Here is a 25,918-nt window from a genome sequence, read left to right as displayed (position 1 = left end):
GCGCCCGCCGCGATCGCGTCAGCGGCCTTCCGGCGAGCCGCTCGTGTCCGGGATGCTCGGCTCGCCCTGGGCGCGCAGGGACCCGCAGAGGTCCACGAGCGGCTGCGGCTTGTCGAAGTGCCACCCCTGCGCGTAGTGGATGCCCATCGACGTGAGCAGCTCGGCGATCTCCTGGTTCTCCACCTGCTCGGCGACCGTCTTGATGCCGAGCGTGTCGCCGATGCGGTGCACCGACTCCACGATCGCGCGGTGGAGCGAGTTGTCCTTCAGATCGCGCACGAACATGCCGTCGATCTTGACGTAGTCGACAGGCAGGCTCTCCAGGTAGCCGTACGACGCGTGCCCGCTGCCGAAGTCGTCGATCGCGAACCGGCACCCCATGGCGCCGAGCTCCTGCATGAACCACAGCACCTCGCCGAGGTTGGCGAGCGCCGCCGTCTCGGTGATCTCGAAGCAGATCTTGCTCGGCGGCACCTGCGCCCGGTGCAGCTGCTCGACGAGGAAGTCGAGCAGGCCCTCGCGCAGCAGCGACACGCCCGACAGGTTGATCGAGCACGTGTCGAGGCGCCTCAGCGCGTGCTGCGGCAGCGCGCCGATGAGCCGGAACGCCTGGCGCGCGACGTAGCGATCGATCACGTGGATCAGGCCGCTCTGCTCCGCCGCCTGGATGATGCCGACCGGCGAGTAGAACCGGCCGTCCTCGCCGAGCTGCCGCACGAGCACCTCGAAGTGCGCGCCGCGGGGGGTGTGCGCCGCGCCCGGCTTGATGAGCGGGTGGATGCCCTGCGAGTAGAGCCGGAGCCGCCCCTCGGCGAGGTGGCGCTGCAGGCTCGCGACCCACTGCATCGAGCGCCGGCTCGTCGTCATCTGCTGGTCGTCGAGGTAGACCTGCAGCCTCCCGCGCCCGTTCTCCTTCGCGATCCGGCACGCGTGATCGGCGGCGCCGAGCACGTCGACCGCGCGCTCGAAGTGCGGTGTCAGCACCACGAGCCCGATGCTCGCGCCGATCGAGAACGTCTTCTCCGCCCACCCGAACCGGAACTCGAGCAGGCAGATCTGCAGGTCGCGCGCGATCCGCTCCGCTTCCCGCTCGTTCTTGTCCGCGAGCAAGAGGACGAACTCGTCGCCGCCGATCCGCCCGGCCGCGTCCTTCGGGCCGACGATCTCGTGCACGCGCGTCGCGACCCACTGGAGCAGATCGTCGCCCGCCTCGTGCCCGCACGTGGCGTTCACGAGCCGGAAGCGATCCAGGTCGATGTAGCAGAGCGCGTACGGCGTGTTGTTCGCCCTGCAGTCGTTCAGCGCCTCCTCGATGCGATCGATGATCGCGTACCGGTCGAGGAGCCGCGTCAGCGCGTCGTAGCGGGGCTTGGCCGGGTGGATCGGCAACGGCCCCGGCGCGCCGAGCTCGCGGAAGAGGATGATCTGTCCGGGCGGGGGCGGCGGCGGCCTCGAGTCGCGCTGGCTCTCGCGCGTGGGGCGCCCCGCGAGCGTGCCGATCGTGTGGAGCACGGGGATGACGGAGCCGTCGCGGCGCTCGAGCAGCGCGGTGTACCGCGCGGACGTCGGTCTGCCTGCCGCGGCGGCCTCCGGCGCGCCGAGCGGCGCGCCCGGCGTGCGCAGCGCGCCCTCGTCGATGATCACCGGCGCGAGCGGCGCCACCGGCTCGCGCCGCGGCGTGAGCGCGAGCGGCGGAGCGGCCTTCGCCGGCGCGCCCTCGTCGAACAGCTCGGTCATCTCTCCGACGTCGATGTCCGGATCTCCGCTCGTCGTCCCCGCCGCCGGGATCAGCCGGAGCACGCGATCGAGCAGCGCGCCGCGCGCCTCGACGATCGACCAGCCGGTCAGCCGCTCCGCTGCGCCGTTGACGCGCACCACGCGCTGCTCGGCGTCGACTTCGATCACGCCGACGTCGAGCTCGGACAACCACGCCACGAGCTGCTTGTCCGGCGAGCCGCGGTGCACGTCCGAGCGATCGAACGCGGCGTGCAGGCTCGACTCCGGCCGGTCATCGATCTTTGCCACCACCCAGTTATGGTAGTTGCATTCCCGGAGAAGCGGACTTCTTAAGCGCCGACGGCGAGGAAACTCGACGGTCGCAGACCCCCCTTCGAGGTAGGCTGGGGTCGTGGTGGTCACGAGGCGAGCAGGCGCTCCGGGCAGACGTGGGCGCCGGCGCAGGTCGCACGTTCCTCCGACGCCCGCCGCGCTCGACCTTCGGGACGATAAGGTCAGGTTTAACGCTATGCGTTATGACGCTGGGTCGAGATCAGACAGCGGAGAGGCGTGCCGGTCGCTCCAGGGAGGGCGGTGAGGCGGCCATGGGGATCGTCCTGTTCGGGCTCACGGGCGGCCTGGGATCCGGCAAGAGCACGGTGGCGGCTCACTTTCGCGCGCGGGGGCTTCCGGTCCTCGACGCCGACGCGCTCGCCCGCGAGGTGGTGGCGAAGGGAACCGAGGGGCTCGACGAGGTGGTGCGCACCCTGGGCCCGGAGGTGGTCTCGCCGGACGGCTCGCTCGATCGCGCGCGCGTCGCCGCTGTGGTGTTCGCCGACCCGGACAAGCGCCGCCAGCTGAACGCGATCGTGCACCCGCGCATCACCGCGCTCACGCTGGAGCGCGCCGCCGAGCTCCAGGCGCAGGGCGAGCCGCTGGCCTGCTACGAGGCGGCGCTCCTCGTCGAGAACGGGGTCGCCGACGCGTTTCGCCCGCTCGTCGTGGTCGCTGTGCCCGAGGCGGTCCAGATCGCCCGCGCGATGGCGCGGGACGGCGCGACCGAACACCAGGTGCGCGCCCGGCTCGCCGCGCAGCTCCCGCTCGCCCGCAAGGTCGCGGTGGCCGACTACGTCATCGAGAACTCCGGCGATCGCGCCGCGACCGAGCGGCAAGCCGACGAGGTGCTCGCCTCGATCCGGGCGAAGCTCGGTGTCGGTCCCAGCGCCGCGCGCCAGGGATCGGGCCAGGATCCCTGACAGGCATCCGCTGGACCACTGACTTGATGCGCAGTGCCCGGCGTGGAAACCTCGCGACTGGCCGATGACGTCGTTCAAGTCGAAGCTCGCGCGGCTCGGGCCGCTCCCGGCGGAGCGGCGCGGCGCTGCGCCGCTCGCCCCCGCGCCGGCGTCGCTCGACCGCGGTCCCGCCGTGGACGGCGTCGGCCCCTCCGATGCTCCTCCCGCACCGCCGCCCGCGGCGTCGGCTCCGAGCGACGCGGCGCCGGCCGCGGTGGTTGCGTCCACGGGCGTCGCTCGACCGTCGCTCGACGATCTGCGCGAGCGCATCTCCCGCATCGTCGCCCGGGGCGCGCCGCCGACCCCCAGGGCCGATCCCGCGCGCGGCGAGCTCCCCTTCCATGTCGAGCAGACGCCCGGGGGGCCTCTCTATGCGAGCCGCACCCGCTCGCTCGCGGCGGCCCGCGTCGGCCGCGCGCCGCTCGTCGCCGCGCGCGACGCCGACCCGGCCATGCTCGCGCTCCTGTCGCTCGACCCGGCGCTCGCCGGCTGCGACGTGCGGCGGGCGCTGTTCCTCGACACGGAGACCACGGGCCTCGCAGGCGGCACGGGCACCGTGCCGTTCCTGATCGGCCTCGCCTGGTTCGACCCCGGGGCGGACAGCGCGGGGCCGCTCGGCGAGCCCTCGTCCGACGGCTTCATCATGGAGCAGCTCCTCCTGCGCCGCCTCGGCGAGGAGGAGCCCATCCTGCGCCGCCTCGCCGAGCGCCTCGCCGGCGCCTCGATGATCGTCACGTACAACGGCAAGGCGTTCGACATGCCGCTCCTGCGCACGCGCTACGTGATGAACCGCCTGCCGCCGCCGCCGGAGCTGCCGCACCTCGATCTCGTCCACGTCGCGCGCCGCATCCACAAGGCCCGCCTGAAGAGCCGCACCCTCATCGCCCTCGAGCACGACGTGCTCGGCCGGGTGCGCGTCGGGGACGTGCCCGGCGGCGAGATCGTCGCGTGCTACGCCCACTTCCTGCGCACCGGCGACGAGGAGGCGCTGCTCGGCGTCGTCGAGCACAACGCCGCCGACGTCCTCGCGATGGTCGCGCTGGTCGGCCTCTACGGCGAGCCGCTCGGCAGCCTCGCCGCCGGCGATCTCGCCGGGGCGGCCGCGACGCTGCGGCGGGCGGGCGCGCTCGAGCGCGCGGCCGAGCTCGCGGACGCGGCCGTCGAGCGCGGCGGTGGCGCGGTCGCGCGGCGCGCGCGCGGCGACATCGCGAAGGCGCGCGGGGACAAGGCGCGGGCGCTCGCGGACTACGAGGCGCTCGCCGCCGAGATCGACGACCCCTCGGTGCGCCTCGAGCTCGCGAAGCTCTACGAGCACCACGTGCGCGCCTTCTCCCGCGCCCTCGAGCTGGCCGACCAGGGCACCGCGGAGCCCGAGCCCGCGCAGGCCCGCCGCCGAGCCCGCCTGCAGCGCAAGGTCGATCGCAGCGCCGCCGTGCTCGCGCTGCCGTTCGGGCAAGCCACCGGCGCGGGCGCGGGCGCGGTCGACGGCGCCGCGGCGCGCCCAGGCTCCGAGCCAGGGGCGCCGCGGCGCGAGGGCGAGGAGTGAGCGGGCATGCACTGCGTCTACTGCGTCCTCGCGCCCGCAACCTCGCCGCGCGCCGCGTCTCGTTCGGGCGTCCAGGCGAGCCGAGCGAGAAATCCATCGGTCTGGCTTCTCGCCAGCGCGCGCGTGGGCTAGGGTGGGGGCGATGATTACCGTCGGCTGCGCCGGTTTTCCCGTCCCAGCGACGCGCTATTTCCGCGAGTTCATGTTCGTGGAGGTGCAGGAGACCCATGTGTCCCTTCCGGGACCTGGAACGATCCGGCGCTGGCGGCGCGAAGCTCCAGGCGGCTTTCGTTTCGCCCTGCTCGGTCCGCGCGAGATCGGGCAGGAAGGGTTTCGCGACGGCAAGGTGATCGAGACGGCGCTCAAGAGCATCGAGGCGGTCGCGGACGAGCTCGAGGCGAAGCTCGCCGTCTTCGTCGGCCCCCCGGAGTTCACGCCGACGCGCGCGAACAAGGCCATCCTGCGCGACTTCCTCGTCAACGTGAAGAAGCGCTTCGAGCGCGTCGTCTTCGAGCCTCCGCCGGGGTGGGATCCGGACGAGTGCGACGAGCTCACCCAGGAGGTCGGCGCGCTCGCCGCGCGCGATCCGCTGAACGCGGGCCTCTCGCGGCTGAAGGTGGCCTACTACCGCCTGCACGGTCCCGCGGGGCACAAGTCGCGCTACGAGGATCCGGCGATCGAGCGGCTCGCGGAGATCGCGCGCGGCGCGAAGCACGACGACGCGACGTACGTGTTCACGAACGTCGACATGTTCGCCGACGCGAAGCGCTTCAAAAAGGCAATGAAGCTCTAGAGCGGCGGTCACCCGCTTCGGATACGGGCCCATCTCGACGTTTTCGGTGCTCAGCGTACGTGAGTACGCTTCCGCGCCGAAAACGCCGATCTGGGCCCGTCTCCTGTGCGGGTGACCGTCGCTCTCTGGTCGCTCCGGCGTCAACCGGGCCGCGCGCGGCGTTGGCGAGTACGACGCGAACGCGCGCGCAGCTCAGGCTTCGCCGCGCCGGAGCCGCCAGCGCTTCGGCCGCGTGAACAGCGCCATCGCGGCGCTCACGATCGCGGCGACGTACCACGGGATGTCCTTCACGGTCCCGTAGACGGTCTGCCCGTGCATGAACCGGGCTTCGCCGAGGAGCGACTGCTCCTTGAACGTGTCGCTGTGCGTGACGACCCGCCCGACCGGGTCGACGATCGCGGAGACGCCGCTGTTCGTGGCGCGCACGAGGTAGCGGCGGTGCTCGATCGAGCGCATCTTCGCGAGCGCGAGGTGGATCCACGGCTCTGTCGAGTCGCCGAACCAGGCGTCGTTCGTGAGGTTGACGAGGAGATCGGGGTCGCCCTGGGCGACCAGCTTGTTCACGAAGTGGGGCAGGATGTCCTCGTAGCAGATCATCGTCGCGAGCCTGTGGCCTTCCCACTCGAGCGGAGCGAACGACGTGCCGGAGCTGAAGCGGCCCGAGTTCGGCGACAGCTTGTAGAGGTACGGGACCATCTCGCCGAACGGGAGGTACTCGCCGAACGCGAGCAGGTACTGCTTGTCGTATCGACCGAGGATCTCGCCGTCCTTGCCGGCCATGAGCGCCGTGTTGAAGCTGACGCCGCGCTCGTTCCGGTCGGCCGCCTGCCGGTGGATGACCGTGCCGACCACCGTGGGGACGCCGAGGCGGCGCGTGAGCGACCGCTGGACCTCTCTCTGGTAGGCCGACTCGCGGAAGGCTTGCGGCACGCCTGCCTCGCTCCACACGACGAGCTCCGCGCCCTGCTGCGCGAGCTCCCGGGTCCGGCTCACGTGGATCTTGAGCGCGTTCCCACGGTCGAAGAGCGCGAGGTTCGGCTGGACGATCCCGATCTTGATCGGCTCGGCCGCGGCGGCGGCCGCGTCCACGGCGCGGATCCGGAGGACGCCATACACGGCGGCGAGGGCGGGGGCGGCGATCCCCACAGCGAGGACCGCGCGGTTCAGCGGGCGGCCGCGCCGCGCCGGGCCGGCGTCGCCCGGCGCAGGGCTCGGGGGCGCGCGATCCAGCCGGTGCATCACGAGCTCGGCGATCGCGAGGTTCGCGGCGACCAACACCAGGCCGACGAGGTAGGGGCCGCCGAGATCCGCGACCTGGCCCATCACCGGCGCGTTGTGGACCGAGGCGCCGTAGTACCAGGGGAAGAGCAGCGGGTAGACGAGCTCGCTCGTCACGAACGCGAGCGCGAGGGCCACCGAGCCAGGCCATCCGCGCGCCTCGGCCCGCCCGTAGAGCCAGCCGCACAGGGCGATCCTCCCGGCCTGGTAGCCGCAGAGGATGGCCATGAAGAGCGCGCAGAGGACCGTGGGGAATCCGCTGAACACCCGCAGCATCTCGAGCAGCCAGTAGAAGCCGCTCATCGTCATGACGAAGCCGGCGATCCAGCCGAGCAGCGCTGCGCGCGCGGGCGTCTGTCCGCGCAGCGCGACGATCAGCGGGACGAGGCCGAAGAACGAGATCGGCCAGAGATCCACCCCAGGAAACCCGAGGAAGTAGAAGAGCCCGCTGAGCGCCGCGAGCGCATAGGCGAGGCGGGCGGGCAGCGCGCGGGCAGCGCTCCCCGCGCTCGCGGGGGGGTCGCCCGCGCTGCGCGGCGCGTCCGGCAGCGGGAGGCTGGCGGTCTCTCCACCCCCGGCGTCTGCGACGGCAGCCTCGTTCTCTTGCTGGTGCGCGGTCGTCATCGGGAGCGCCCGAGGAAGGGAAGGCAGCGCGCCGTCGTGACGGCGGCGCGGTGGAACCTGGAAGGGCCGAGCATGGCGGCCCCCGTATTGAAGGGATGCTGCCCCTCCGTCAACCCGCTCGGCGCGAGCCCGGCAACCCGCTCGGCGCGAGCCTGGCAACCCGCTCGGCGCGAGCCTGGCAACCCGCTCGGCGCGAGCCTGGCAACCCGCACCGCAAACGAGCGCTACGAGCGGACGATCCCGGCGCCGGGCGCGCCCGCACGTCCCGGCCAGGCGGTGGAAGTTCGCGCAGAACGTGCCTGAACCCCCGCGATCGCGACTACTATGCGCACGCAGAGCCCATGTCGAAAATCCTTCACATCGAGGACGACCCCGCGAACCGCCTGCTCGTCCGCAAGCTGCTCCAGAACGCGGGCTACGAGGTCCTAGAGGCCGCCGACGGGCTCGAAGGGGTACGTCTCGCCTGTACGCAGCACCCCGACCTCGTCCTCGTCGACCTGAACATCCCGGGCCTCGATGGATTCGAGGTCACCCTGCGCCTGCGCGGCGAGGCGTCGCTCGCCGGCGTCCCCATCGTGGCGATCACCGCCGAGGGCGACCGGGACACGAGCCTCGCCGTCGGCTGTGACGGCTTCCTCCAGAAGCCGATCGACGCGCGCTCCTTCCCGTCGATCATCGCCCGGTACCTCAGCGGCGCGCGCGAGGAGCTCCCCGCGTCCCAGGGGCCGCTCCGGCTGCGCGAGCAGAGCCAGCGCATCGTCGCCCACCTGGAGCAGAAGGTGGCCGAGCTCTCGCGCGCCAACGCCCGGCTCCGCGAGCTCGACGCCGCGCGCACCGAGTTCTACCGCAACATCTCCCACGAGCTCGCGACCCCGATGACCCCGATCGTCGGGTACGTGAAGCTGCTCGCCGACGAGGAGCTGGGCCCGCTCAACAAGGCGCAGAAGAAGGCGCTCCTCGCGATGGAGGACTGCGTCCGCAGGCTCCGCTCGCTCATCGACAACCTCCTCGACGTCACCGGCATCGAGACGGGCCGGATGCGCTTCATGCACTCCGAGTACGATTTCCTCGACACCACGCGGCGCGCCCTCGCCCAGGTCGCCGACCGCTTCGCCGAGGGGAAGGTCCAGCTCGTCGAGGAGCTGCCGCGCGGCCCGCTCCCCGCGTGGGGCGACGCGGGCCGCCTGCAGCGGGCGATGATCCAGCTGTTCGAGAACGCGGCGAAGTTCACGCCGGCCGGCGGCACCGCGGGCGTGCGGGTCACCGTGCTCCAGTCGGGGCACTACGAGCTCTGCGTCGCCGACACCGGGCCCGGGGTCAAGGCGGACCGCCAGTCGCGCATCTTCGAGCCGTTCTACCAGGTCGACGGCTCGGCCACGCGCGCCTACGGCGGCGTCGGCGTCGGGCTCGCGATCGCGCGGCGCACCGCCCGGGGGCTCGGCGGCGACGTGCGCGTCGCGTCTCCCAGCAACGAGATCATCGAGGGAGAGACGCTGACCGGGGCCGCGTTCTACCTGACGGTCGCCCGGCGAGCGCCCTTCCAGGACGATGGCAGCTCCCCCGGCCGGCTCGGCCCGCCCTCGTCGCCGCCCACCGATCCCTCGTCGTCCATCTGATGCACCCGGCCGCTCGCGCCATCTACCTCGACTGGAACGCGACGACGCCGCCGCACCCCGAGGTCCTGGCGGCGATGCAGGCCGCGGCCGAGGTGGCCTGGGCCAACCCCGCGAGCGTCCACGGACCCGGGCGTCGGGCGCGCGCGCTCATCGAGCAGGCGCGCGAGGCGGTCGCCCGGCTGACGGGCTTCGACGCGCGCGACGTGGTCCTCACCTCGGGCGGCACCGAGGCCAACAACCTCGCGCTCTGCCACGCGTTCGACGAGCGATCCGGGGCGCTCGTCGTCTCGCGGATCGAGCACCCGTCGGTGACCCGCGCCGCCGAGGCGCTCGCCGGCCGCGGCGTGCACGTCGCGTGGATCGATCCCGAGCCGTCCGGCCGGGTCGCGCCGGAGGCGATCGCTGCCGCCGTGGATCGAGCGGCGGCCGTCGCGCCCGTGCGGCTCGTGAGCCTCCAGGCGGTGAACCACGAGACGGGGGTCATCCAGCCGATCGCCGAGGCAGCGGCGATCGTCCACGCCCGCGGGGCGCGCCTTCACGTGGACGCCGTCCAGGCCGTGGGACGCCTCCCGCCGGAGGCGTGGGCCGGGGCGGATCTCGCGTCGGTCGCGGCCCACAAGCTCCGCGGGCCGAAGGGGATCGGCGCCCTCGCGGTCCGGCCGGGCATCCGGCTCCGCCCCGTCCTGCTCGGAGGCGCGCAGGAGCGCGGGCTGCGGCCCGGGACGCAGGACCCGCTCGCGGCGGCCGGCTTCGCCGTTGCCGCGCGGCGCGCGATCGACGGTCCTGCCCGCTACGCAGCGCTCGCCCCGCTCCGCGATCGCCTCGAGGCCGAGCTCGTCGAGATCGGGCGCGCGGCGGGCGCCGCGCCGATCCGCAACGGGGACGGCGACCGCGCCCCCCACGTCACGAACCTCTCCTGGCCCGGCTGGCGCGGCGACGAGCTCTGCGCCGCGCTCGACCTCGAGGGCGTCGCCGTGTCCAGCGGCTCGGCCTGCAGCGCCGGGACCGCCGAGCCTTCCCCGGTCGTCACGGCGATGCTCGGACCAGAGCGCGCGGCGTCCGCCGTGCGCTTCTCGATCGGCGAGGACACGACCGAGGCCGACCTCGTCGAGGCCACGCGCCGCGTGGCCCGCGTGCTCTCCCGCCTGCGATCGCTTCGAGCTGGAAGCTGAGCCGATCCCGTCGCTTACCGGGAACCGGTCGATTCTTGAACCATCCCTCGAGCCATTCCGGATTAGCGCGCAGAGAAGGATGAGTCCACAGGGGTATCTATTCGTAGCGATTGAGCTTTTTGAGGGGGCTGTGGATTCTTTAGGTCGATCCATTGAATGGATCGAATCGGTCGTCTTGCTGTGAGCCTGTTCAGGGTTCGACGAGGTGCTCGATTTTGCTTCAGGTTTCGTTTGTATCTGTTCGAATTTATTGTCAATTTTGTTGATGTAAAGGGGCGGCCTACGGCGCTGCCCGACGAGCTCGCGGCGCGCGATCACGCTGGCTCCGAATGCATCGATCGAGGGGCGTCCAGGTCAGCCCTCGGGTGAGCTCGCGCTCGACGTGCAGCGCTGCCAAGCGACGTCACGGCGCGCGAGCGCCCGGGTCACCTTCACCTGGAGGCGTCTCGCGAGAGGCCGAGCTTGCTGTCCGAACTACGCGCTCGATGCGCGGCGCTGCCGGACGACTTCGTAGAGCGCGATCGCCCCTGCGACCGAGGCGTTCAGCGAGGAGATGGGGCCGGTCATGGGGAGCCGGGCGACGTGCTGGCAGACGCGGCGGACCGAGCGGCGCGTGCCCTTGTCCTCGGCGCCGATGACGATCGCGACAGGGCCTGTCAGGGGCAGCTCGCCGAGCTCCACCGGACCCTGGGCATCGAGCGCTATCGCGGCGACGCCTCGGGCGGCGAGCGCCTCCAGGGCGTCGGGCAACGAGGGGACGCGGCACAGCCTCGCGTGCTCGATCGCGCCCGCGGACGCCCGAAAGGTCGCCGGGGTGAGCGGCGCCGAGCTGTGCTCGGGCCACAGGATGGCCCGGGCGCCCAGGGCGACGGCGCTGCGGATCACAGCGCCGAAGTTCTGCGGGTCCATGACGCCGTCGAGCGCCACCGTGATCGTGCCGGCGCCGGGCTGGCCCTCCTCGACGACCGGGATCTCGTCGACACCGACGATCCGGAGCTCGGGCGCCGAGGCCACGGCCCCCTGGTGGCGGCCGCCGGCGCTGCGGCGATCGAGCTCGTTGCGGGGCGCGCGCTCGGTCGGGATGCCCTGGCCCTCCGCGAGGCGCGCGAGCGCGTCGAGCTTCGGGCCGCCGTCGCGCTGGACGAGGACCCACCCGACCCGCGCGCCGTGCGCGCGGATCGCCTCACGAACCGGCTGGAGACCGTAGACGAGGCGGCTCACGTCAGCGCGGGGGGTGGAGCGTGTGCGCGATCTCCTGGACGATCGAGCGCGCCGTGGCGAGCGGATCGGCCGCGTCGCGGATCGGGCGGCCGACCACGAGGAGATCTGCGCCGGCCGAGATCGCGGCCGAGGGGGTGGCGATGCGCTTCTGATCATCGCCTTGCGCGCCGCCCGCGCCTGGGCCGAGGCGGATGCCCGGCGTCACGATGAGCTCGCCCCGCCCGAGCGCCTCCCGCAGCGCGGGCACCTCGTGCGGCGAGGCGACGAAGCCGTGGACGCCGGCGCCGCGCGCGAGCTGCGCCAGCCGGACCACGTGCTCGGACGCGCTGCCCTGCACGCCCTGCGCGGCGAGATCGCCGTCGTCGAGCGACGTGAGCACGGTGACGGCGAGCAGGATCATGTCCTGAGAGCGCGCCGCCTCGAGGGCCGCGCGCCTCAGCATCTCGGCGCCGCCGGCCGCGTGCACCGTCAGGTACCGGACCCCGAGCGCGGCAGCGCCCGCCACCGCCCGCGCCACCGTCTCGGGGATGTCGTGCAGCTTCAGATCGAGGAAGACGTCGAGCCCGAGCGACTTGCCGAGCTCGACCGCCCTCGGCCCCTCGCGGACGAACAGCTCCAGACCGACCTTGAGCACGCCGATCGAGGGGGCGATGCGGGTCGCCGCCGCCCTGGCGTCGTCGAGGTTCGCGTAGTCGAGCGGGAAGACGAGCCTGCGGCGCGCCTCGTCGAGCGAACCGCTGCCGAGGCTCGTTCTCTGCCTGACGGAGCTGAAGTTGACCATGCGGGGACCCCGTTCCGCGTCAGAGGCAGCTGCAGAGCGGATCGCCAGGCGCACAGTTGCAGGGCGCCTTGGTGCCGCCGCCGCTCGCCGGCGCGCCGCCCGCGGCCGGGCGTCCGCCGCCGCCGCGGCGCAGCTGCTCCTGCTTCTGCTGCTCGGCCTCGAGCTGCTTCTGCAGGGCGAGGCGCGTCGCCTCGTCCTTGGCGGTCGCGAGCTGATCGCGCAGCCCGGCCATCTTGCCTTCGGACTCCTTGAACTGCGCCTCGAGGCGCTTGTTCGCCTCCTCGAGCTCGCGGGCCCTCGCGGCCTCGGCCTGGATGCGCGCCTCGTTCTTCTGCGCCGAGTCGACGGCGACGACCGTGACGATGCCGATCACCAGCACGCTCGCGATGGCGCCGCCGATGAGGAGCTTGCGCAGCTTCTTCTTCCCTTCGTCCTGCTGCAGCGCAGCGAGCGAGCGCTCGTGGTGCTGCTGCGCGGCCATCGCCTCGAGCCGCGCCTTCTGCTCGGCCTCGACGCGCGCCTTCTCGATCTCGGCCTGCCGGATCGCCTCGAGCCGCGCCGCCTCCTCGCGGGACCGGCGCTCCTCGTTGCGACGGCGCTCCTCCTCGGTGCGGATGCGATGCTCCTCGGCATCGCGCGCGGCGCGCTCCGCCTCGACGCGCGCCTTCTCGGCGGCGGCGGCGGCGGCGGCCTTCTGGGCCTCTTCGCTCTTGATGCGATCCTCCTCGAGGTTCATCAGCTCCTTGAGCGAGAACAGGACCGAGCTTTCCTTCTGTTCCGACATGACCTCGTGGCTCCTTCGATCGAGCGCGTGCGGTTTGGCTACCAAGGGGCGGTGCGGGGACCTGCAGGTCGCCCTCGGAGGGCCACCGAGCAGGACGATTCTGACCCGCAGAGCGGCTTTGACGCAATTATTCGCGAACGCCACGACCCTCGTGATGTCGAGGCGCCGCGGAGCCGCCAGCCAGAGTATCGCCGTGGTGCACCGCAGGTACCAGCGGAAATCGCTGCGCTCCGTCCCTTCCACCTCACCTCCACGTCGGTCACGTCGGGCGCCCTCGGTCCTCCTTGGCTCACCTCCGTTCCCCCCGGTCGTCGCCGCGCGCCTGCGCCGCCAGACGAACTGGTCCGTCGTGGAGGGCGCCCAGGGCATCACCGAAGAAGGGGCCGCCCGACGGAGGGCACCGTCGCTCACAACGGCCCCGTTGGATTCTCGGTGGCTCTCCGGTAGCGTCGCGCGCCCATGGCGAAGCTCATCAAGGCGCACATCACCGGTACGGTCTGGAAGATCGAGGTCAAGCCGGGCGACGAGGTCGAAGAGGGGACCGTCGTCGTCATCCTCGAGTCCATGAAGATGGAGATGCCCGTCGAGGCCGAGGAAGAGGGGACGGTCGAGGAGATCCTCGTCACCGAGGGGGCTGCCGTCACGGAAGGTGCCCCGCTGGTCAGGCTGGCCTGATCGGCTGTCAGGGCCGGCGGGGGGCTCGACCGTCCACGGACGTACATCGCGCTCACGCCCGGGTCATCCGCTCGGCGCGTGGGGCGCGGTCGCGCGGCGCCGCTCCCTCTCAGGACGCGCGCGCCGCGCCGCTCACTCGCGCCAGAAGAACTTCCAGGGGTTGTGCTTGAGGTCTCGCGCGAGCTCCTGCAGGTCGTCGAACAGCTGCTCATCCATCACGAGCGCGCCGACCGTCCCCTTGCCGCGCTTGACGTGGGCGAGGACCTCCTGGGCGTCGGCCGTCGCAGCCCTCGCCCTGCCCGCGATCTCGGCGATGTCGTCGAGCGTCTTCCTGATCTTGACCTGCTCCGTCTCCCCGCCGACCGTGGTCGAGAGCCGGCGCGCGTTCGCCAGCGTCTCGCGCGCGTCCGCCATGAGCGGCGGCAGATCGCGCGCGGCCGTCCCCGTCAGCTGATCGGTGTTCGCGAGGATGCGGTCGATCTGCGGGTTGTTCACGTACCGCTGCCGGGCGTCCTTCACGAGATCGGTGCCGTCGACGCTCATCTGCTCGACGTTCTCGGCGATGCGATCGAGCCGATCCTGGTTTCTGTGCATGAAGTCGCCGGTGCCCTTCAGCGTCTTCCGGAGCCCGTCGAACGCCTCCCCGACCTCTTCGCGGTGCTCGCGCATCGCGGAGACCGTCGCGTGCAGGAGCTCGTAGCCCTCGGCGAGGAGCATGTCGAGGCGCGGCGGATCGAGCCCCCGGACGACAGCGTTCGGCGGGATCACCGGCCGATCGGTCGAGCCGGGCTCGATCGCCAGGAACTGCTCGCCGAGCACGCCCTGCGTGGTGACGTAGAACGTGGCGTTGTCGTGGATGCTCTGCTGGTAGCGTTCCTCGAGGCGCAGCTGGATCCGCACGAGCGGCTCGCGCTTGCCGTCCTTGCCTATCTTGCCGCCGCTGAAGTGGATCTCGCTCAGCTTGCCGACCTCCACGCCGGCGATCTTCACCGGCGCCCCGGTCTGGAGGCCGCCCGGGTTGTCGAACTCGACGTAGATCGAGTACTTCGGCTGGAAGTTGACCCCGCCCATCACGAGGATGAACGTGGCGAGGAGCCCGAGCGCCGTCAGGATGAGGATCCCGACCTTGACCTCGATCGATCGCGGGCTTGCCATGAGTTCGTTATCTTCTCCGATCTGGCGGCGGCCGGGTGAGGGAAATAGGCCAAGATCCGCCTACCGCGGCGCGATATTCCAGCGGGCGGCGTGACGCTTCGCGCAGCCATTGCTTTGACGCAACTGCGCTTCTCGCTTCCTCTCGCTTCTTCCCGCTCCGTTTCGCTCCTTCGCTCCTTCCCAGATTGCCAGGCCCCGATGATTTCGTTCCGGAATGTCAGGAAATCCTTTGGCCCCAAAGATGTCCTCAAGGACGTCTCGTTCGCCGTCGAGGACGGCGAGGTGTTCTTCATCATCGGGCAGTCGGGGGTCGGGAAGAGCGTGCTCATCAAGCACCTCGTGGGGTTGCTCTATCCGGACGGCGGGGAGATCTGGCTGGACGGAGAGGAGGTGAGCCGCTTCGACGAAGCCCGGATGTACCCGGTGAGGATGAAGTGCGCGATGGTGTTCCAGCACTCGACGCTGTTCGACTCGATGACGTGCGCCGAGAACGTTGCGCTCCCGCTCCGCAAGCACAAGGGGCTCAGGCCGAAGGAGGCGCTCGCGGAGGCGCGGCGGCGGCTCGAGCAGGTGCATATGCGCGAGTTCGGGGACCGCTTCCCGCCGGAGCTCGGCGACGGGATGCGCAAGCGCGTCGCCATCGCCCGCGCGCTCACGCTCGACCCGCGCTACGTGCTCTTCGACGAGCCGACCACCAGCCTCGACCCGGTGAGCGCGCGGCGCGTCGACAAGCTGATCCGCGAGCTCAGCGACACCCTCGGCGTGACGAGCATCGTCGTGAGCCACGACCTCGTCAGCATCTTCACGATCGCCGACCGCATCGTCATGCTCTATCAGGGCCTCGTCCGCCTGCTCGGGGATCGCGCGGCATTCCAGGGCTCGCCGGACCCGGTCGTGCAGCAGTTCATCACCGGCAGCGCCGAGGGGCCGATCGAGTGAGGCGCCGGCGCGGCGCGGCGGGGCCGCCCGCCTAGCGGAAGATCAGGAAAGCGGCCGCCGAGATCAGCATGTTGAGCACGATGACCGCGAGCGAGGAGTTCACGACCGCGCGCGTCGTCGCCCAGCCCACGCCCTCGCTGCCGCCGAAGGTCGACAGGCCGGAGTGGCCGGAGACCACCGGGATCGCGGCGCCGTAGGCCACGCACTTCGCGAGCCCGGTCGCGAGATCACCCGCGTCGACGAGGCTGACGTTCATGAACGTCTCGGGGCTGACGTCGAACATGCTGTACGCGGTGATCATCCCGGTGGTGAAGGAGACCGCGGCGCTCCAGACGATGAGGCACGTCGTCATGAGGACGCTCGCGATGAACCGCGGCTTGATGAGGTAGTCGATCGGATCGGCCGCGCACATGCGGAGCGCGTCGACCTGCTCGGTCACCACCATCGAGCCGATCTCGGCGGCGATGCCCGCGCCGACCCGCGTGGCGAGCATCAGCGCGGCGATCGAGGCGGCGAGATCGCGGACGAGCAGCTCGAGGTACGTCGCGCCGAGCATGGTCAGATCCGGGATGACCCGCTTCGCCTGCTGGCCGGCCTGGAAGACCATGATCATCCCGATGAAGCCCATCACGACCGTCAGGAAGAACAGCGACTTGTTGCCGATCTCGTACATCTGTTGGAGCACCGCGCCCGGCTCGCGGCGCCCCTTCGCGCAGTAGTAAAGCGTGCTCACGAATACCGAGTAGAGCTCGCGCGCCGACCGGAAGAGGGACAGCGCGGCGGCGCCGAGCGCGGCGACGCCGGACGCCTCCGGCGCGAGATCCCTGAGCTCGCTCGAGGGCGGGCCGGCGCTCGGGCGATCGGGGGGGCTCTTGTCCGGGGAGGGCATGCGCGGCGCCGCCGATCAGTCGAGCGTGAACGAGACGAAGTAGTCGAGGATGAAGATGCCGGCGGCCGAGGCGACGACGGTCGCGTTGACCGCGCGGCCGACGCCGGGCGCGCCGCCGGTCACGCCGAGGCCGTACTGGCAGCTCGAGAGCGCGAGGACGACGCCGAAGACGACGCTCTTGACGAGGCCGCTCGTGACGTCGCCGATGTCGAGCAGCCCGCTCGTGAGGCCGTTGTAGAAGACGGCCGGCGCGACGCCGAGGAGGAGGTCGCCGGTCAGCGCGGCGCCGAGCAGGGCGAGCGCGTCGGCGAAGATCACCGAGAGGAGCAGCGTCAGCACCATCGCGAGGAAGCGCGGGGCGATGAGGAAGCTCACCGGGTCGATCGCGAGGACGCGGAGGGCGTCGATCTGCTCGGTGACGACCATGGTGCCGAGCTCGGCGGTGTTGTTGGCGCCGACGCGGCCGTTGATCATGAGCGCCGTGAGCAGCGGGGCGATCTCGCGGAGCGTGCCGAAGCCGGCGCCCCAGCCGAGCAGGCCGTGCGCGCCGAAGCGCTCGACCAGCGGCGCCGCCTGGATGACCATGATCGCGCCGGTGAAGAGGGCGGTCACGATGACGATGGGCATCGACTTGACGCCCATCCTGTAGAGGTTGCGCATGAACTCGGCGCCGTCGACGCGGAGCGTGGCCACGCGCGCCGCGATCTTGCCCGCGAGCACGGCCATGCCGCCCACGGTGGCGGCGATCTGGAGGAACGAGCCGCCGAGCTGGTGGACGCCGGAGGGCTCCTGCGCGAGCGGCGCGCGCGGCCGCTTCACGGGTGGCGCGGGCGGCGCGCCGGACGAGGCGAGCGCGCCGCCGCCGTGAGCGCGCGCGGCGGTGCCTGGGCCAGCAGGAGACGTCATGGGAGACCGGAGCTTAGCCCAAGGCCCCCGGGGAGCGCGGCGCGATCTGGCGCCCCGAGAGGCCGACGTCCGAGAGGTCGAGACCGCTACCCAAACAGGAGATCGTCCTCTACCTGAAATGTGCCCGCCTCACCCCGAGGCCGTCCCGTGCGATGGCGAACGCGCGCTCCTGCGCGCAATGCCGGCGCGCCTCGCCGGAGGAGCGCGCCGGCCCGGAGGCGGGCTGTCGGCGACGATGTCCGGTCCCTGGTGGAGCGAGCCTGGTGAAGAGCAGAGAAGCAGATGCGATGTCCCCTCATGAGGGCGTGGGCGCGTCGACGGGCGAGCTCCGGGCTGGCCTCCTCGACGACGGCCGGACGTTCGCCGTCCTCTCGGCCGCGACGTTCGCGCTGAAGGCGATCTTCGTGAAGCTCGCCTACGCGGCGCACCCCGTCGACGCGGTGACGCTGCTCGCGCTGCGGATGGGCATCGCGCTGCCGTTCTTCCTGTGGCTCGCCCGGAGGGAGCGCGGCGCCGCCGAAGGGCCCCTGACGCCCCGCCTCTGGGGAGGTGTGCTGATCGTCGGGTTCATCGGATATTACCTCTCCAGCCTGTTCGACTTCATCGGGCTCACGTACATCAGCACCGGCCTCGAGCGGCTGATCCTGTTCGTGTATCCGACGCTTGTCCTCCTGATCGGCGCGGCGTGGCTGAAGCAGCCGGTGCGCGGGAAGGCCTGGGGAGCGCTCGCCGTGTGTTATCTCGGGCTCGCGGCGGCGGTCTGGCACGATCTCGAGCAAACCGGAGACGTGCGGGCCGTCGCCGTCGGCGGAGCGTGGGTGTTCGCGAGCTCGGTGACCTACGCGCTCTACTACATCGGCGTCGGCAAGCTCGCCTCCAGGGTCGGCTCGACGCGCCTCGCCGCGTACTGCGGGGCGGCCTCGTGCCTGATGGTGCTCGCGCACTACGCGGTGACGGGGAGCCCGGCCAGGCTGGGCGAGCTCCCGGCGTCGGTGTGGGGGTACGCGGCGGCGATGGCGACGATCAGCACGGTGCTCCCCATCGTGCTGCTCGCCGCCGCCATCCGGCGGCTCGGCGCGGGCCGCGCGGCGACGTTCTCGACGCTCGGCCCGGTGCTCACGATCGCGTTCTCCTGGATCATCCTGGGCGAGCCGGCCACGTGGCAGCAGGTCGCCGGGCTCGCGCTCGTCGTGGGCGGCGTGACCTGGCTCGGCAAGTCGAAGTGAATCTGCACCCCGCTCGGGAGCGCCGGGGCCGCGGGGCGCGGCGCATGCCCGCCGCGAGGTCAGGCGTCGTGCACCGCGGGGCGAGGCCCTGGTGAGCCGCCGCCGAAGAGCTCGCTCCGGACGCGATCGCGCTCGCGTTCGAGCTGCTCGGACGTCGCGCCCAGCCGCACGAGGAGGCGCTCGGTCATCGAGAACGCGACCTCCGCCTCGCCGGTCACCACGACGTCCGCGCCCGCCTTCTTCAGCGCGGTCACCTCGCGCAGGTAGAAGGCGCGGGCGAGGACGAACAGCCGCGGGTTCACGCCCTTCGCCTGCTCGATGACGCCGTCCCCGGGCGCGCCCGCCGCCGTGAACAGCAGGCTGTCCGCCGTCCCGACCCCGGCCCGCTCGAGGATCTCCCGCTGCGTGGCGTCGCCGTAGATCGCGCGGATGCCCTGGTCCTGCAGCTGCTTCACCGTGTCGAGGTTCAGCTCGACGACGGTCGGCGCGATGCCGTTCTCACGGAGCAGCCGCGTCAGCGTCTTCCCGACAGGGCCGTATCCCACCACGACGGTGCGGTGGGCGTGCTCGTCCGCCGGAGCGGCCTCGGCTGCTGCCTCGCGCCGCAGGAAGAGCGCCGACGTCCATCGCGCGAGGCGATCCCGGAGGCCGAAGAGCACCGGGTTCAGCGTGATCGACACGATGGCGGCGGCGACGAGCGCCTGCTCGGCCTCGACCGGGAGGACGCCGAGCTTCTTGCCGAGCGCCGCGAGGATGAACGAGAACTCCCCGATCTGCGCGAGCGAGAGGGCCACGGCGAAGCCGGTCTGGAGGGGGCGGCGGAGCAGCGTCGTCACCGCGAGCGCGGCGAGCGGCTTGCCGATCAGCACCACCGCGAGCGTCCCCGCGGCCAGCTGCCAGCCCACGGCGAGCTGCGCCGGGTCGAGGTGCATCCCCACCGAGACGAAGAACAGCACGGCGAACGCGTCGCGCATCGGGAGCGCCTCCGACGCGGCGCGCGAGCTGAAGTCGGACTGGCCGACGACCAGGCCACCGAGGAAGGCGCCGAGCGCCATCGACGATCCGAAGAGAATGGCCGAGCCCACGGCGACGCCGAGCGCGACGACGAGCACCGTCAGCGTGAAGAGCTCCCGCGAGCCGGTCTTCGCCACGTACCCGAGCAGCGCGGGGATGACGCGCTGTCCGACGATGAAGATGAACGCCACGAGCCCGGCGAGCTTCAGGACCGCGATCCCCACGGACACGGCGACGCCCGCCGCGCCCGCGCCCGCGGCTTCGCCCATCACGGCGGGGAGCAGCACGAGCACCAGCACGGTGAAGACGTCCTCGAGCACGAGCCAGCCGATGGCGAGGTGGCCAGCGGGGGTGTGCAGGACGTCGTTGTCGCTGAGGACCCGCGTGAGCACGACGGTGCTCGCCACCGAGATGGCCACGCCGAAGACGACCGCCGCGCCCCACGTCCAGCCCGCGGCGCGGCCGACCATGGCGCCGAGCGCCGTGGCGACCGCGATCTGGATGAGCGCGCCGGGCACGGCGACCTTGCGCACGGCGAGGAGCTCGCGGACGTGGAACTGCAGGCCGACCCCGAACATCAGCAGGATGACCCCGATCTCCGCGAGCTGGTCCGCGAGCCGCTTGTCCGCCACGAACCCCGGGGTGAAGGGGCCGACGAGGAGGCCGGCCAGCAGGTAGCCCACGATGGGAGAGAGCCTCAGGCGCTGGGTGACGAAGCCGAGCGCCAGGGCTGCGGTGAGCCCGCCCGTGATCGTGAGGATGAGGTCGAGTTCGTGCGGCATGTCCGGGTCTAGCGCTTTCCGTCGCCGGCCGCCGCATCGCGGTGCGGCGCCGCCGGCGATCGCGAGCGCGGCCTGGACCGCTCGCTTCTGCTTACATATTTACTTATTACACGCCCACGACGCCGATGGCCTCGTACGCCTCGATGATGTGCGGCTCCTCCCTGGCCTTGGCGACCCACGCCTGCATCGCGGGCAGCCCGAGGATCGACGCCACGTAGCGCCGGGAGACGGCGTCGAGCTCGACGCCGTACGTGTCGAACCGCGTCGCGACCGGCGCGTACATGGCGTCCGCCACGCTGAAGCGCCCGAACAGGAACTCGCCTCCCTGGCCGAAGCGCGATCGGCAGTCGTTCCATACCGCCTGGACGCGCGCGATGTCCTCCGACGCCGCGTCGGTGATCGCCACGCCCTGGATCTTCCGCCGCACGTTCATCGGAAGCGCGGCGCGGAGCGCGGTGAAGCTGCTCGCCATCTCGGCGCTCACCGATCGCGCGACGGCGCGCGCGTCGCGCGCCTCCGGCCAGAGCTTCGCCGCGGGGAAGATCTCCGCCGCATACTCGGCGATCGCGAGCGACTCCCAGATCGTGAGCGCCCCGTGCTGCAAGGCCGGCACCTTGCCCGACGGAGAGTAACGCTGGATCTCGAGCGTGCGCGTGCCCGGCGCCCTGAGGGGGATCACCACCTCTTCGAAATCGGCGCCAGCCTGCTTCAGGGCGAGCCAGGCCCGGAGCGACCACGAGGAATAGGTCCTGTTCCCGATATAGAGGGTGAGCTCAGCCATCCGCGGAGTCTACCACCGCGGCCGACACGCGCGGCGGCGGCCGCGTCGACGGCGCGCTCACCGCGCCAGCTCGCCCCCGAACACCTCGCTCGCCAGCGCCTCCACCGCCATCCGGACCGCCTCGTCGCTCGTGTGGCGCACCCGGAAGCCCAGCGCCGCCAGCTTGCCAGGATCCATCCGCGATCGCGGCACGTCCCCAGGCCACCCGCGCTCGCCTCCCTGATACCGGATCACCGCGTCCGGATAGGGCGACGCCGCCACGCACAGCTCCGCGATGCGCGAGACGCTCGTCGTGTCCTCGGGCGCGAGGTTGTAGATGTTGAGCCGCTCCCTGGCCTGATCGAAGCCGAACAGGATCCCCTCCGCGCAGTCCCGGACATCGAGGTACGGCTTCGACTGGCGCCCATCGCCGAGCACCTCGAGCTCCGTCCGCCGATCGCGCAGCTTCTTCAGGAAATCGAGCGCCGCGCCGTGCGTCCCGCGCGGCCCGACGACGTTGCCGAAGCGGTAGATCCACGCCGTGAGGCCGAAGCACTCGACATAGGCGCTGATGAGCGCCTCGCCCGCGAGCTTGCTCGCGCCGTAGAGCGAGATGGGCAAGGCGCCGAGATCGCCCTCCGCGCACCGACGCGCGGTGTCGCCGTAGACCGTCCCGGAGGACGAGAAGATCAGCCGGCCGACGGCCGTCCGCCGCATCGCCTCGAGCACGTTGTACGTCGCGATGGTGCCCTGATCGAGGTCGAGCCGCGTCCGCGCGAGCCCCCAGCGCGCCTCGGGGTTCGCCGCGAGGTGCACGACGAGGTCGTGGCCCGCCATGGCCTCGGTGAGCCGCTCCAGATCGAGGGCGTCGGCCTCGACGAGCGCCGCGCGCCCGGAGGCGAGGTGCGACGCCACGAACGCGCGGCGCCCGACAGAGAGGTTGTCGTAGATCGTCACGGGGCCGCGCTCGACCAGGCGATCGGCAAGGTGGCTCCCGATGAACCCGGCGCCGCCGACGACGAACGACCTGAGCTCCTTCATCACGCGTCTCCCGCGGCTCCCGCGATCCCCGAGGCCAGGCGCTCGATCCGCGCCGCGAACTGGAGGCGATCCTGGGTCACGAGGCGGAACGGCAGATCGTGGATCCGGAGCGGCCACTCGAGGCCGGTGATGCGACCGCCCGCGTCGCGCACGAGATCGACGAGCCCGCCCGGCGTGAAATATGTGCCCCGCACCTCGACGCCGGGCGCGGCGTTCCCGGCGAGATCCATCCAGAGCAGCACGCGCTCCGAGACCGGGCCGAACCGGAAGTGATCCTTGAGCGCGACGACGCGGGACGCGACCCGCAGCGCCTCGGCGAGCAGGGCGCCGGGGCGCGCGGCGTGGTGCAGCACGTCGGAGAGGAGCACCGCCTCGAACGCCGCGTCGGGGAAGGGGAGGCGCTCGCCGTCATAGCCGATGACCGGCAGCGCCGCCCCGGGACGCGCCTTCACGTCGACGCCGACGACGCGGGGCGCCCCGACCAGGCGCGCGACCTCCAGCGCGACCGTGCCGTCGCCCGCGCCCACGTCGAGCAGCGACGCCGCAGGGCCCACCTGCGCGGCCAGCGCCCGCGCGACGCGGACCACGCGCGGCACGTGGACCAGGCGATGGTGCAAGGAGAACAAGGCGCGCTCTAGGACCGTCATCGTGCATCCGAGCCCCGGCGCCGCCCGCGCCGGAGAGCCGCGCCACGCTAGTCGAGCGCCCGAGGACCGGCAACGCCCGGGGCCGGACACGCGCCGCCGGAGCCCCAGGCGGCCTCGTGAGCGCGATGAGCTCGGACGCCGCGGCATGGCAGGACAGCGACGACATCGCGAGATAACGACATCTCTCGAGGGGGCTTCTCTGGGCGCTCCGGGCTTCGTGGACACCGCGCCGCCGCGCTCCGCCGCGCGTGGCAGGGCCGCACAGCGCGGTCCTCGTTACGCCCCACCCGAATGGGCGGCTGCTCCGAAACAACCACTCTTCCATGGTCTGCGACAATGACGGTCCGCGGCGCGCGCCTCCCTCCGTTCTCGCGCCGCTCACGCTTGACCGATTCGCGTCATCGAACATAGCTGATCGATGATCGGAGCGCGCGGAAAGGGGCTTGTGAGGTGCGGTGGTTGCCGGCTCGTTCTGGCATCTCTCTGGTTCGCCATTTCAGGGTGCAGCGGAGAGACTGGAGACAAGGAGGCGGGCCACGACACTGCCCCTCCAGACGACTCGGAGCCAGGCGAAGCGACGTTCGCGCCGGCCGAGGCCACGGAGCTCTGGTTCGTGGAGTTCGAGCGAGCGCCGGCCGCGAGGGACAGCGGGGGCGACCGCGTCAAGCGCCTTGTCGAGGAGGAGCGGGAGCTCTTCCGGCGAGCTGCCGCGGCCCGCGGGCTCCGGTACAAACAACGATTCTCGTTCGAGGAGCTCTGGAACGGCCTCTCCGTCCGGGTCGCGCAGGAGAGCTCCGCCGCGCTCGCGGACATGCCCGGGGTCAAGGCCGTCTACCCCGTGGTGCCGGTGGAGCTCGACACCACGCGCGCGGCGCCGACGGTCGACCCGGACCTCGCCGTCGCAGGCGAGATGTCGGGCGCGGACGTCGTGCGCCGAGAGCTCGGCGTGACCGGCGAGGGCATCCGCGTCGGCGTGATCGACAGCGGCATCGACTACAATCACCCCGATCTCGGAGGCTGCTTCGGCCCGGGCTGCCGCGTGGCGTTTGGCTACGATTTCGTCGGCGACGATTTCGTCGCCGGCGACCCGAGCAAGCCGCCCGTGCCCGACGGACAGCCCGACGATTGCCTGGGCCACGGCACGCACGTCGCCGGCATCATCGGGGCGAACGGGGTCGTGCAGGGCGTGGCCCCGGACGTGACCTTCGGCGCTTACCGCGTGTTCGGCTGCCGCGGCGGCTCTCGCGCGGACATCATCCTCAAGGCGATGGAGCGGGCAGCCAGCGACGGCATGCACGTCATCAACATCAGCATCGGAACGCCGTTCCAGTGGCCTGACTACCCGACGGCGGCGGCGGCGAGCGCGCTCGTCGGGCGCGGCGTCGTGGTCGTGGCGTCGATCGGCAACAGCGGCGAGAAGGGGCTCTGGGCCGCCGGCGCGCCCGGCGTGGGAGAGGCGGTCATCGGCACCGCGTCCGTCGACAGCACCCGCGTCACCACCCTGTCGTTCACCGTCTCGCCGGGCGACGCCGTGATCGGCTACGCTCGCGCCGCCGGGAGCCCGCCCGCGCCGCTCTCGGGCAGCGCCGCCCTCGCGCGCACGGGGACGATCACCAGCGCGCGCGACGCGTGCGCCGCTCTCCCCGCTGGCAGCCTCGCAGGCCAGATCGCGCTCGTCCGGCGCGGCGGCTGCTCGTTCCACCTGAAGGCCACGCGCGCGCACGCCGCGGGCGCCGTCGGCGTCGTGCTCTACAACGACCGGGCCGGGGCGATGAGCCCGTCCGTGGAGGGCGACGACCCGATCACCATCCCTGTCGTGGGGATCGCGCAGGCGGACGGCGAGCTCCTCAACGCGCGCCTCGACGCCGGACCCGTGACCCAGAGCTGGACCCATCGAGCCGTGGCCGCGCGGAACGGCACCGCGGGCCTCGTCTCCCGCTTCAGCTCGTACGGCCTGAGCGCGGCGCTGTCCTTCAAGCCCGATCTCGCGGCGCCCGGCGGCACGATCTACTCGACGGTGCCGATCGAGCAAGGCTCGTACGACACGCTCAGCGGGACGTCGATGGCGGCGCCGCACGTGACCGGGGCCGTCGCGCTCCTGCTCGCCGCGCGCCCGGAGCTGTCCGCGGCGCGCGTGCGCGACGTCCTGCAGAACACCGCGGTCCCCGCGCCGTGGAGCGGCGATGTGAGCGCCGGCGTGCCGGAGAGCGCGCATCGGCAGGGCGCAGGCGTGATCCGCGTCGACCGGGCGATCCGCGCGACCACCATGATCATCCCTGGAAAGCTCTCGCTGGGAGAGAGCGAGGCCGGCCCCGCCGCGCGCACGCTGACGCTCGAGAACTCGAGCGGGCACGACGTCACCTACGACCTGTCGCACGTGCCCGCGGCGTGCGCGACCGCGGGTGACCACTGGGCGCCGGCGAGCGCCACGACCGGCGCCGCGCGCGTCGATTTCAGCGCCGCGAGCGTCACGGTGCCCGCCGCCGGGAGCGCGACCGTCTCCGTCACGGTCACGGCGAGCGATGCGCTCGCGGAAGGCGGCCTGTTCGGCGGCTACCTCGTGTTCACGCCGCGGGGCGGCGCGGCCGACGGCCTGCTGCGGGTGCCGTATGCGGGCTTCAAGGGCGATTATCAGAGCCTGCCCGTCCTCAAGCCGTCGGGTCTCGGGGCTCCGTGGCTCGGCAAGCTGAGCGGGACGCGCCTGACTCAGCAGCCGCGCGGCGCGGCCTACACGCTGGAGTCGGACGACGTGCCGTATGTGGTCGTCCACCTCGATCACGGCGCGGAGCGCATGACGCTGGACATCGTCGACGCCGCCACGGCGAAGCCGTGGGGGCGCGCGCTGATGCTGTCCCACGTCGGTCAGAGCGCTTCCGCGACGTCGGTCACGCGGTACGGATGGAAGGGGACGACGACGCTCGACGGGAGGGCGACCGTCGTCCCGGACGGGGATTACCTGATCAAGCTCCGCGCGCTCCGTGCGCTCGGCGATCCGGACAACGAGGCGCACTGGGAGACGTGGACGTCGCCTGTCGTCACCCTTGATCGGCCGTGACGG

Annotated in this window: 21 protein-coding genes; 9 read left to right on the top strand and 12 right to left on the bottom strand. The window is 72.0% G+C overall.

Annotated elements, in window-relative coordinates:
* Window positions 1–18 precede the first annotated feature (18 nt).
* Window positions 19–2,025 carry a putative bifunctional diguanylate cyclase/phosphodiesterase gene (locus tag WMF14_RS20965; RefSeq protein ID WP_437803318.1) on the bottom strand — a complete coding sequence of 669 codons (2,007 nt, stop codon included), beginning with the start codon at window positions 2,023–2,025 and terminating at the stop codon, window positions 19–21.
* Window positions 2,026–2,321: 296 nt separating this feature from the next.
* Between WMF14_RS20965 and coaE the strand changes: the two genes are divergently transcribed.
* The 3 genes from coaE (at window position 2,322) to WMF14_RS20950 (ending at window position 5,350) form a co-directional block, all read left to right on the top strand.
* The gene (gene coaE, locus WMF14_RS20960) at window positions 2,322–2,972 is read left to right on the top strand and encodes a dephospho-CoA kinase (RefSeq protein WP_437803317.1); all 651 of its coding nucleotides are present in this window, start codon (window positions 2,322–2,324) and stop codon (window positions 2,970–2,972) included.
* A 64-nt stretch (window positions 2,973–3,036) separates the two neighbouring features.
* Window positions 3,037–4,557: a ribonuclease H-like domain-containing protein gene (locus WMF14_RS20955; RefSeq protein WP_437803316.1), complete on the top strand. Its 1,521-nt coding sequence runs from the start codon at window positions 3,037–3,039 to the stop codon at window positions 4,555–4,557.
* Between the two features lie 142 nt (window positions 4,558–4,699).
* A complete protein-coding gene (locus WMF14_RS20950) occupies window positions 4,700–5,350 on the top strand; it encodes a DUF72 domain-containing protein (protein WP_012236337.1) in 651 nt (216 codons plus the stop codon).
* A 192-nt stretch (window positions 5,351–5,542) separates the two neighbouring features.
* Here WMF14_RS20950 and lnt read toward each other — a convergent pair whose 3' ends face one another.
* On the bottom strand, window positions 5,543–7,252 hold the full coding sequence (lnt, locus tag WMF14_RS20945; RefSeq protein WP_437803315.1) for an apolipoprotein N-acyltransferase: 1,710 nt from the start codon (window positions 7,250–7,252) through the stop codon (window positions 5,543–5,545).
* Window positions 7,253–7,593: 341 nt separating this feature from the next.
* Here lnt and WMF14_RS20940 point away from each other — a divergent pair, with 341 nt between their 5' ends.
* Together WMF14_RS20940 and WMF14_RS20935 are read left to right on the top strand one after the other, a co-directional pair.
* Entirely contained in the window at window positions 7,594–8,868 is a 1,275-nt protein-coding gene (locus WMF14_RS20940) for a hybrid sensor histidine kinase/response regulator (RefSeq protein ID WP_437803314.1), read from the top strand.
* Entirely contained in the window at window positions 8,868–10,040 is a 1,173-nt protein-coding gene (locus WMF14_RS20935) for a cysteine desulfurase family protein (RefSeq protein WP_437803313.1), read from the top strand. The genes WMF14_RS20940 and WMF14_RS20935 overlap by 1 nt, the downstream gene beginning before the upstream one ends.
* A gap of 474 nt (window positions 10,041–10,514) precedes the next feature.
* Here WMF14_RS20935 and WMF14_RS20930 read toward each other — a convergent pair whose 3' ends face one another.
* Genes WMF14_RS20930 through WMF14_RS20920 form a run of 3 tightly spaced genes read right to left on the bottom strand, consistent with a single transcriptional unit; the run spans window position 10,515 to window position 12,826 of the window.
* Window positions 10,515–11,261, bottom strand: coding sequence for a TrmH family RNA methyltransferase (locus tag WMF14_RS20930; RefSeq protein ID WP_437803312.1), 747 nt, complete (start codon window positions 11,259–11,261; stop codon window positions 10,515–10,517).
* A 1-nt stretch (window position 11,262) separates the two neighbouring features.
* Entirely contained in the window at window positions 11,263–12,042 is a 780-nt protein-coding gene (pyrF, locus tag WMF14_RS20925) for an orotidine-5'-phosphate decarboxylase (protein WP_437803311.1), read from the bottom strand.
* Between the two features lie 19 nt (window positions 12,043–12,061).
* Window positions 12,062–12,826, bottom strand: coding sequence for a hypothetical protein (locus WMF14_RS20920; RefSeq protein ID WP_272099391.1), 765 nt, complete (start codon window positions 12,824–12,826; stop codon window positions 12,062–12,064).
* 459 nt (window positions 12,827–13,285) lie between these two features.
* Between WMF14_RS20920 and WMF14_RS20915 the strand changes: the two genes are divergently transcribed.
* A complete protein-coding gene (locus tag WMF14_RS20915; RefSeq protein WP_272099390.1) occupies window positions 13,286–13,501 on the top strand; it encodes a biotin/lipoyl-binding carrier protein in 216 nt (71 codons plus the stop codon).
* Between the two features lie 132 nt (window positions 13,502–13,633).
* Here the strand turns inward: WMF14_RS20915 and WMF14_RS20910 are convergent, their stop codons facing one another.
* A complete protein-coding gene (locus WMF14_RS20910; RefSeq protein WP_437803310.1) occupies window positions 13,634–14,656 on the bottom strand; it encodes an MlaD family protein in 1,023 nt (340 codons plus the stop codon).
* Between the two features lie 198 nt (window positions 14,657–14,854).
* On the opposite strand from WMF14_RS20910, the gene WMF14_RS20905 reads away from it, so the two are divergent.
* Window positions 14,855–15,595 (top strand): ABC transporter ATP-binding protein, encoded by a 741-nt coding sequence (locus WMF14_RS20905; RefSeq protein WP_437803309.1) that lies wholly within the window; start codon window positions 14,855–14,857, stop codon window positions 15,593–15,595.
* A gap of 31 nt (window positions 15,596–15,626) precedes the next feature.
* Here WMF14_RS20905 and WMF14_RS20900 read toward each other — a convergent pair whose 3' ends face one another.
* Both WMF14_RS20900 and WMF14_RS20895 read right to left on the bottom strand, forming a co-directional pair.
* Window positions 15,627–16,484, bottom strand: a complete 858-nt coding sequence (locus tag WMF14_RS20900; protein WP_437803308.1) for an MlaE family ABC transporter permease — start codon at window positions 16,482–16,484, stop codon at window positions 15,627–15,629.
* Window positions 16,485–16,499: 15 nt separating this feature from the next.
* The gene (locus tag WMF14_RS20895; protein WP_272099383.1) at window positions 16,500–17,390 is read right to left on the bottom strand and encodes an MlaE family ABC transporter permease; all 891 of its coding nucleotides are present in this window, start codon (window positions 17,388–17,390) and stop codon (window positions 16,500–16,502) included.
* 287 nt (window positions 17,391–17,677) lie between these two features.
* Between WMF14_RS20895 and WMF14_RS20890 the strand changes: the two genes are divergently transcribed.
* Window positions 17,678–18,616, top strand: coding sequence for a DMT family transporter (locus tag WMF14_RS20890; protein ID WP_437803307.1), 939 nt, complete (start codon window positions 17,678–17,680; stop codon window positions 18,614–18,616).
* 59 nt (window positions 18,617–18,675) lie between these two features.
* Here the strand turns inward: WMF14_RS20890 and WMF14_RS20885 are convergent, their stop codons facing one another.
* From WMF14_RS20885 to WMF14_RS20870, 4 genes are all read right to left on the bottom strand, one after another.
* Window positions 18,676–20,412 (bottom strand): cation:proton antiporter, encoded by a 1,737-nt coding sequence (locus WMF14_RS20885; protein ID WP_272099379.1) that lies wholly within the window; start codon window positions 20,410–20,412, stop codon window positions 18,676–18,678.
* Between the two features lie 106 nt (window positions 20,413–20,518).
* Window positions 20,519–21,193, bottom strand: coding sequence for a glutathione S-transferase family protein (locus WMF14_RS20880; protein WP_437803306.1), 675 nt, complete (start codon window positions 21,191–21,193; stop codon window positions 20,519–20,521).
* A 57-nt stretch (window positions 21,194–21,250) separates the two neighbouring features.
* Window positions 21,251–22,213 (bottom strand): NAD-dependent epimerase/dehydratase family protein, encoded by a 963-nt coding sequence (locus WMF14_RS20875; RefSeq protein WP_437803305.1) that lies wholly within the window; start codon window positions 22,211–22,213, stop codon window positions 21,251–21,253.
* Window positions 22,213–22,860 carry a class I SAM-dependent methyltransferase gene (locus WMF14_RS20870; RefSeq protein ID WP_437803304.1) on the bottom strand — a complete coding sequence of 216 codons (648 nt, stop codon included), beginning with the start codon at window positions 22,858–22,860 and terminating at the stop codon, window positions 22,213–22,215. Before WMF14_RS20870 ends, WMF14_RS20875 begins: the two co-directional genes overlap by 1 nt.
* Window positions 22,861–23,473: 613 nt before the next feature.
* On the opposite strand from WMF14_RS20870, the gene WMF14_RS20865 reads away from it, so the two are divergent.
* On the top strand, window positions 23,474–25,915 hold the full coding sequence (locus tag WMF14_RS20865; RefSeq protein WP_437803303.1) for a S8 family serine peptidase: 2,442 nt from the start codon (window positions 23,474–23,476) through the stop codon (window positions 25,913–25,915).
* Window positions 25,916–25,918: the final 3 nt, after the last annotated feature.

The organism is Sorangium sp. So ce693, assembly GCF_051521375.1.
Lineage (GTDB): Bacteria > Myxococcota_A > Polyangia > Polyangiales > Polyangiaceae > Sorangium > Sorangium atrum.
Note: the sequence above shows the minus strand (reverse complement) of the source record. Positions and strands in the feature narration are given on the sequence as shown.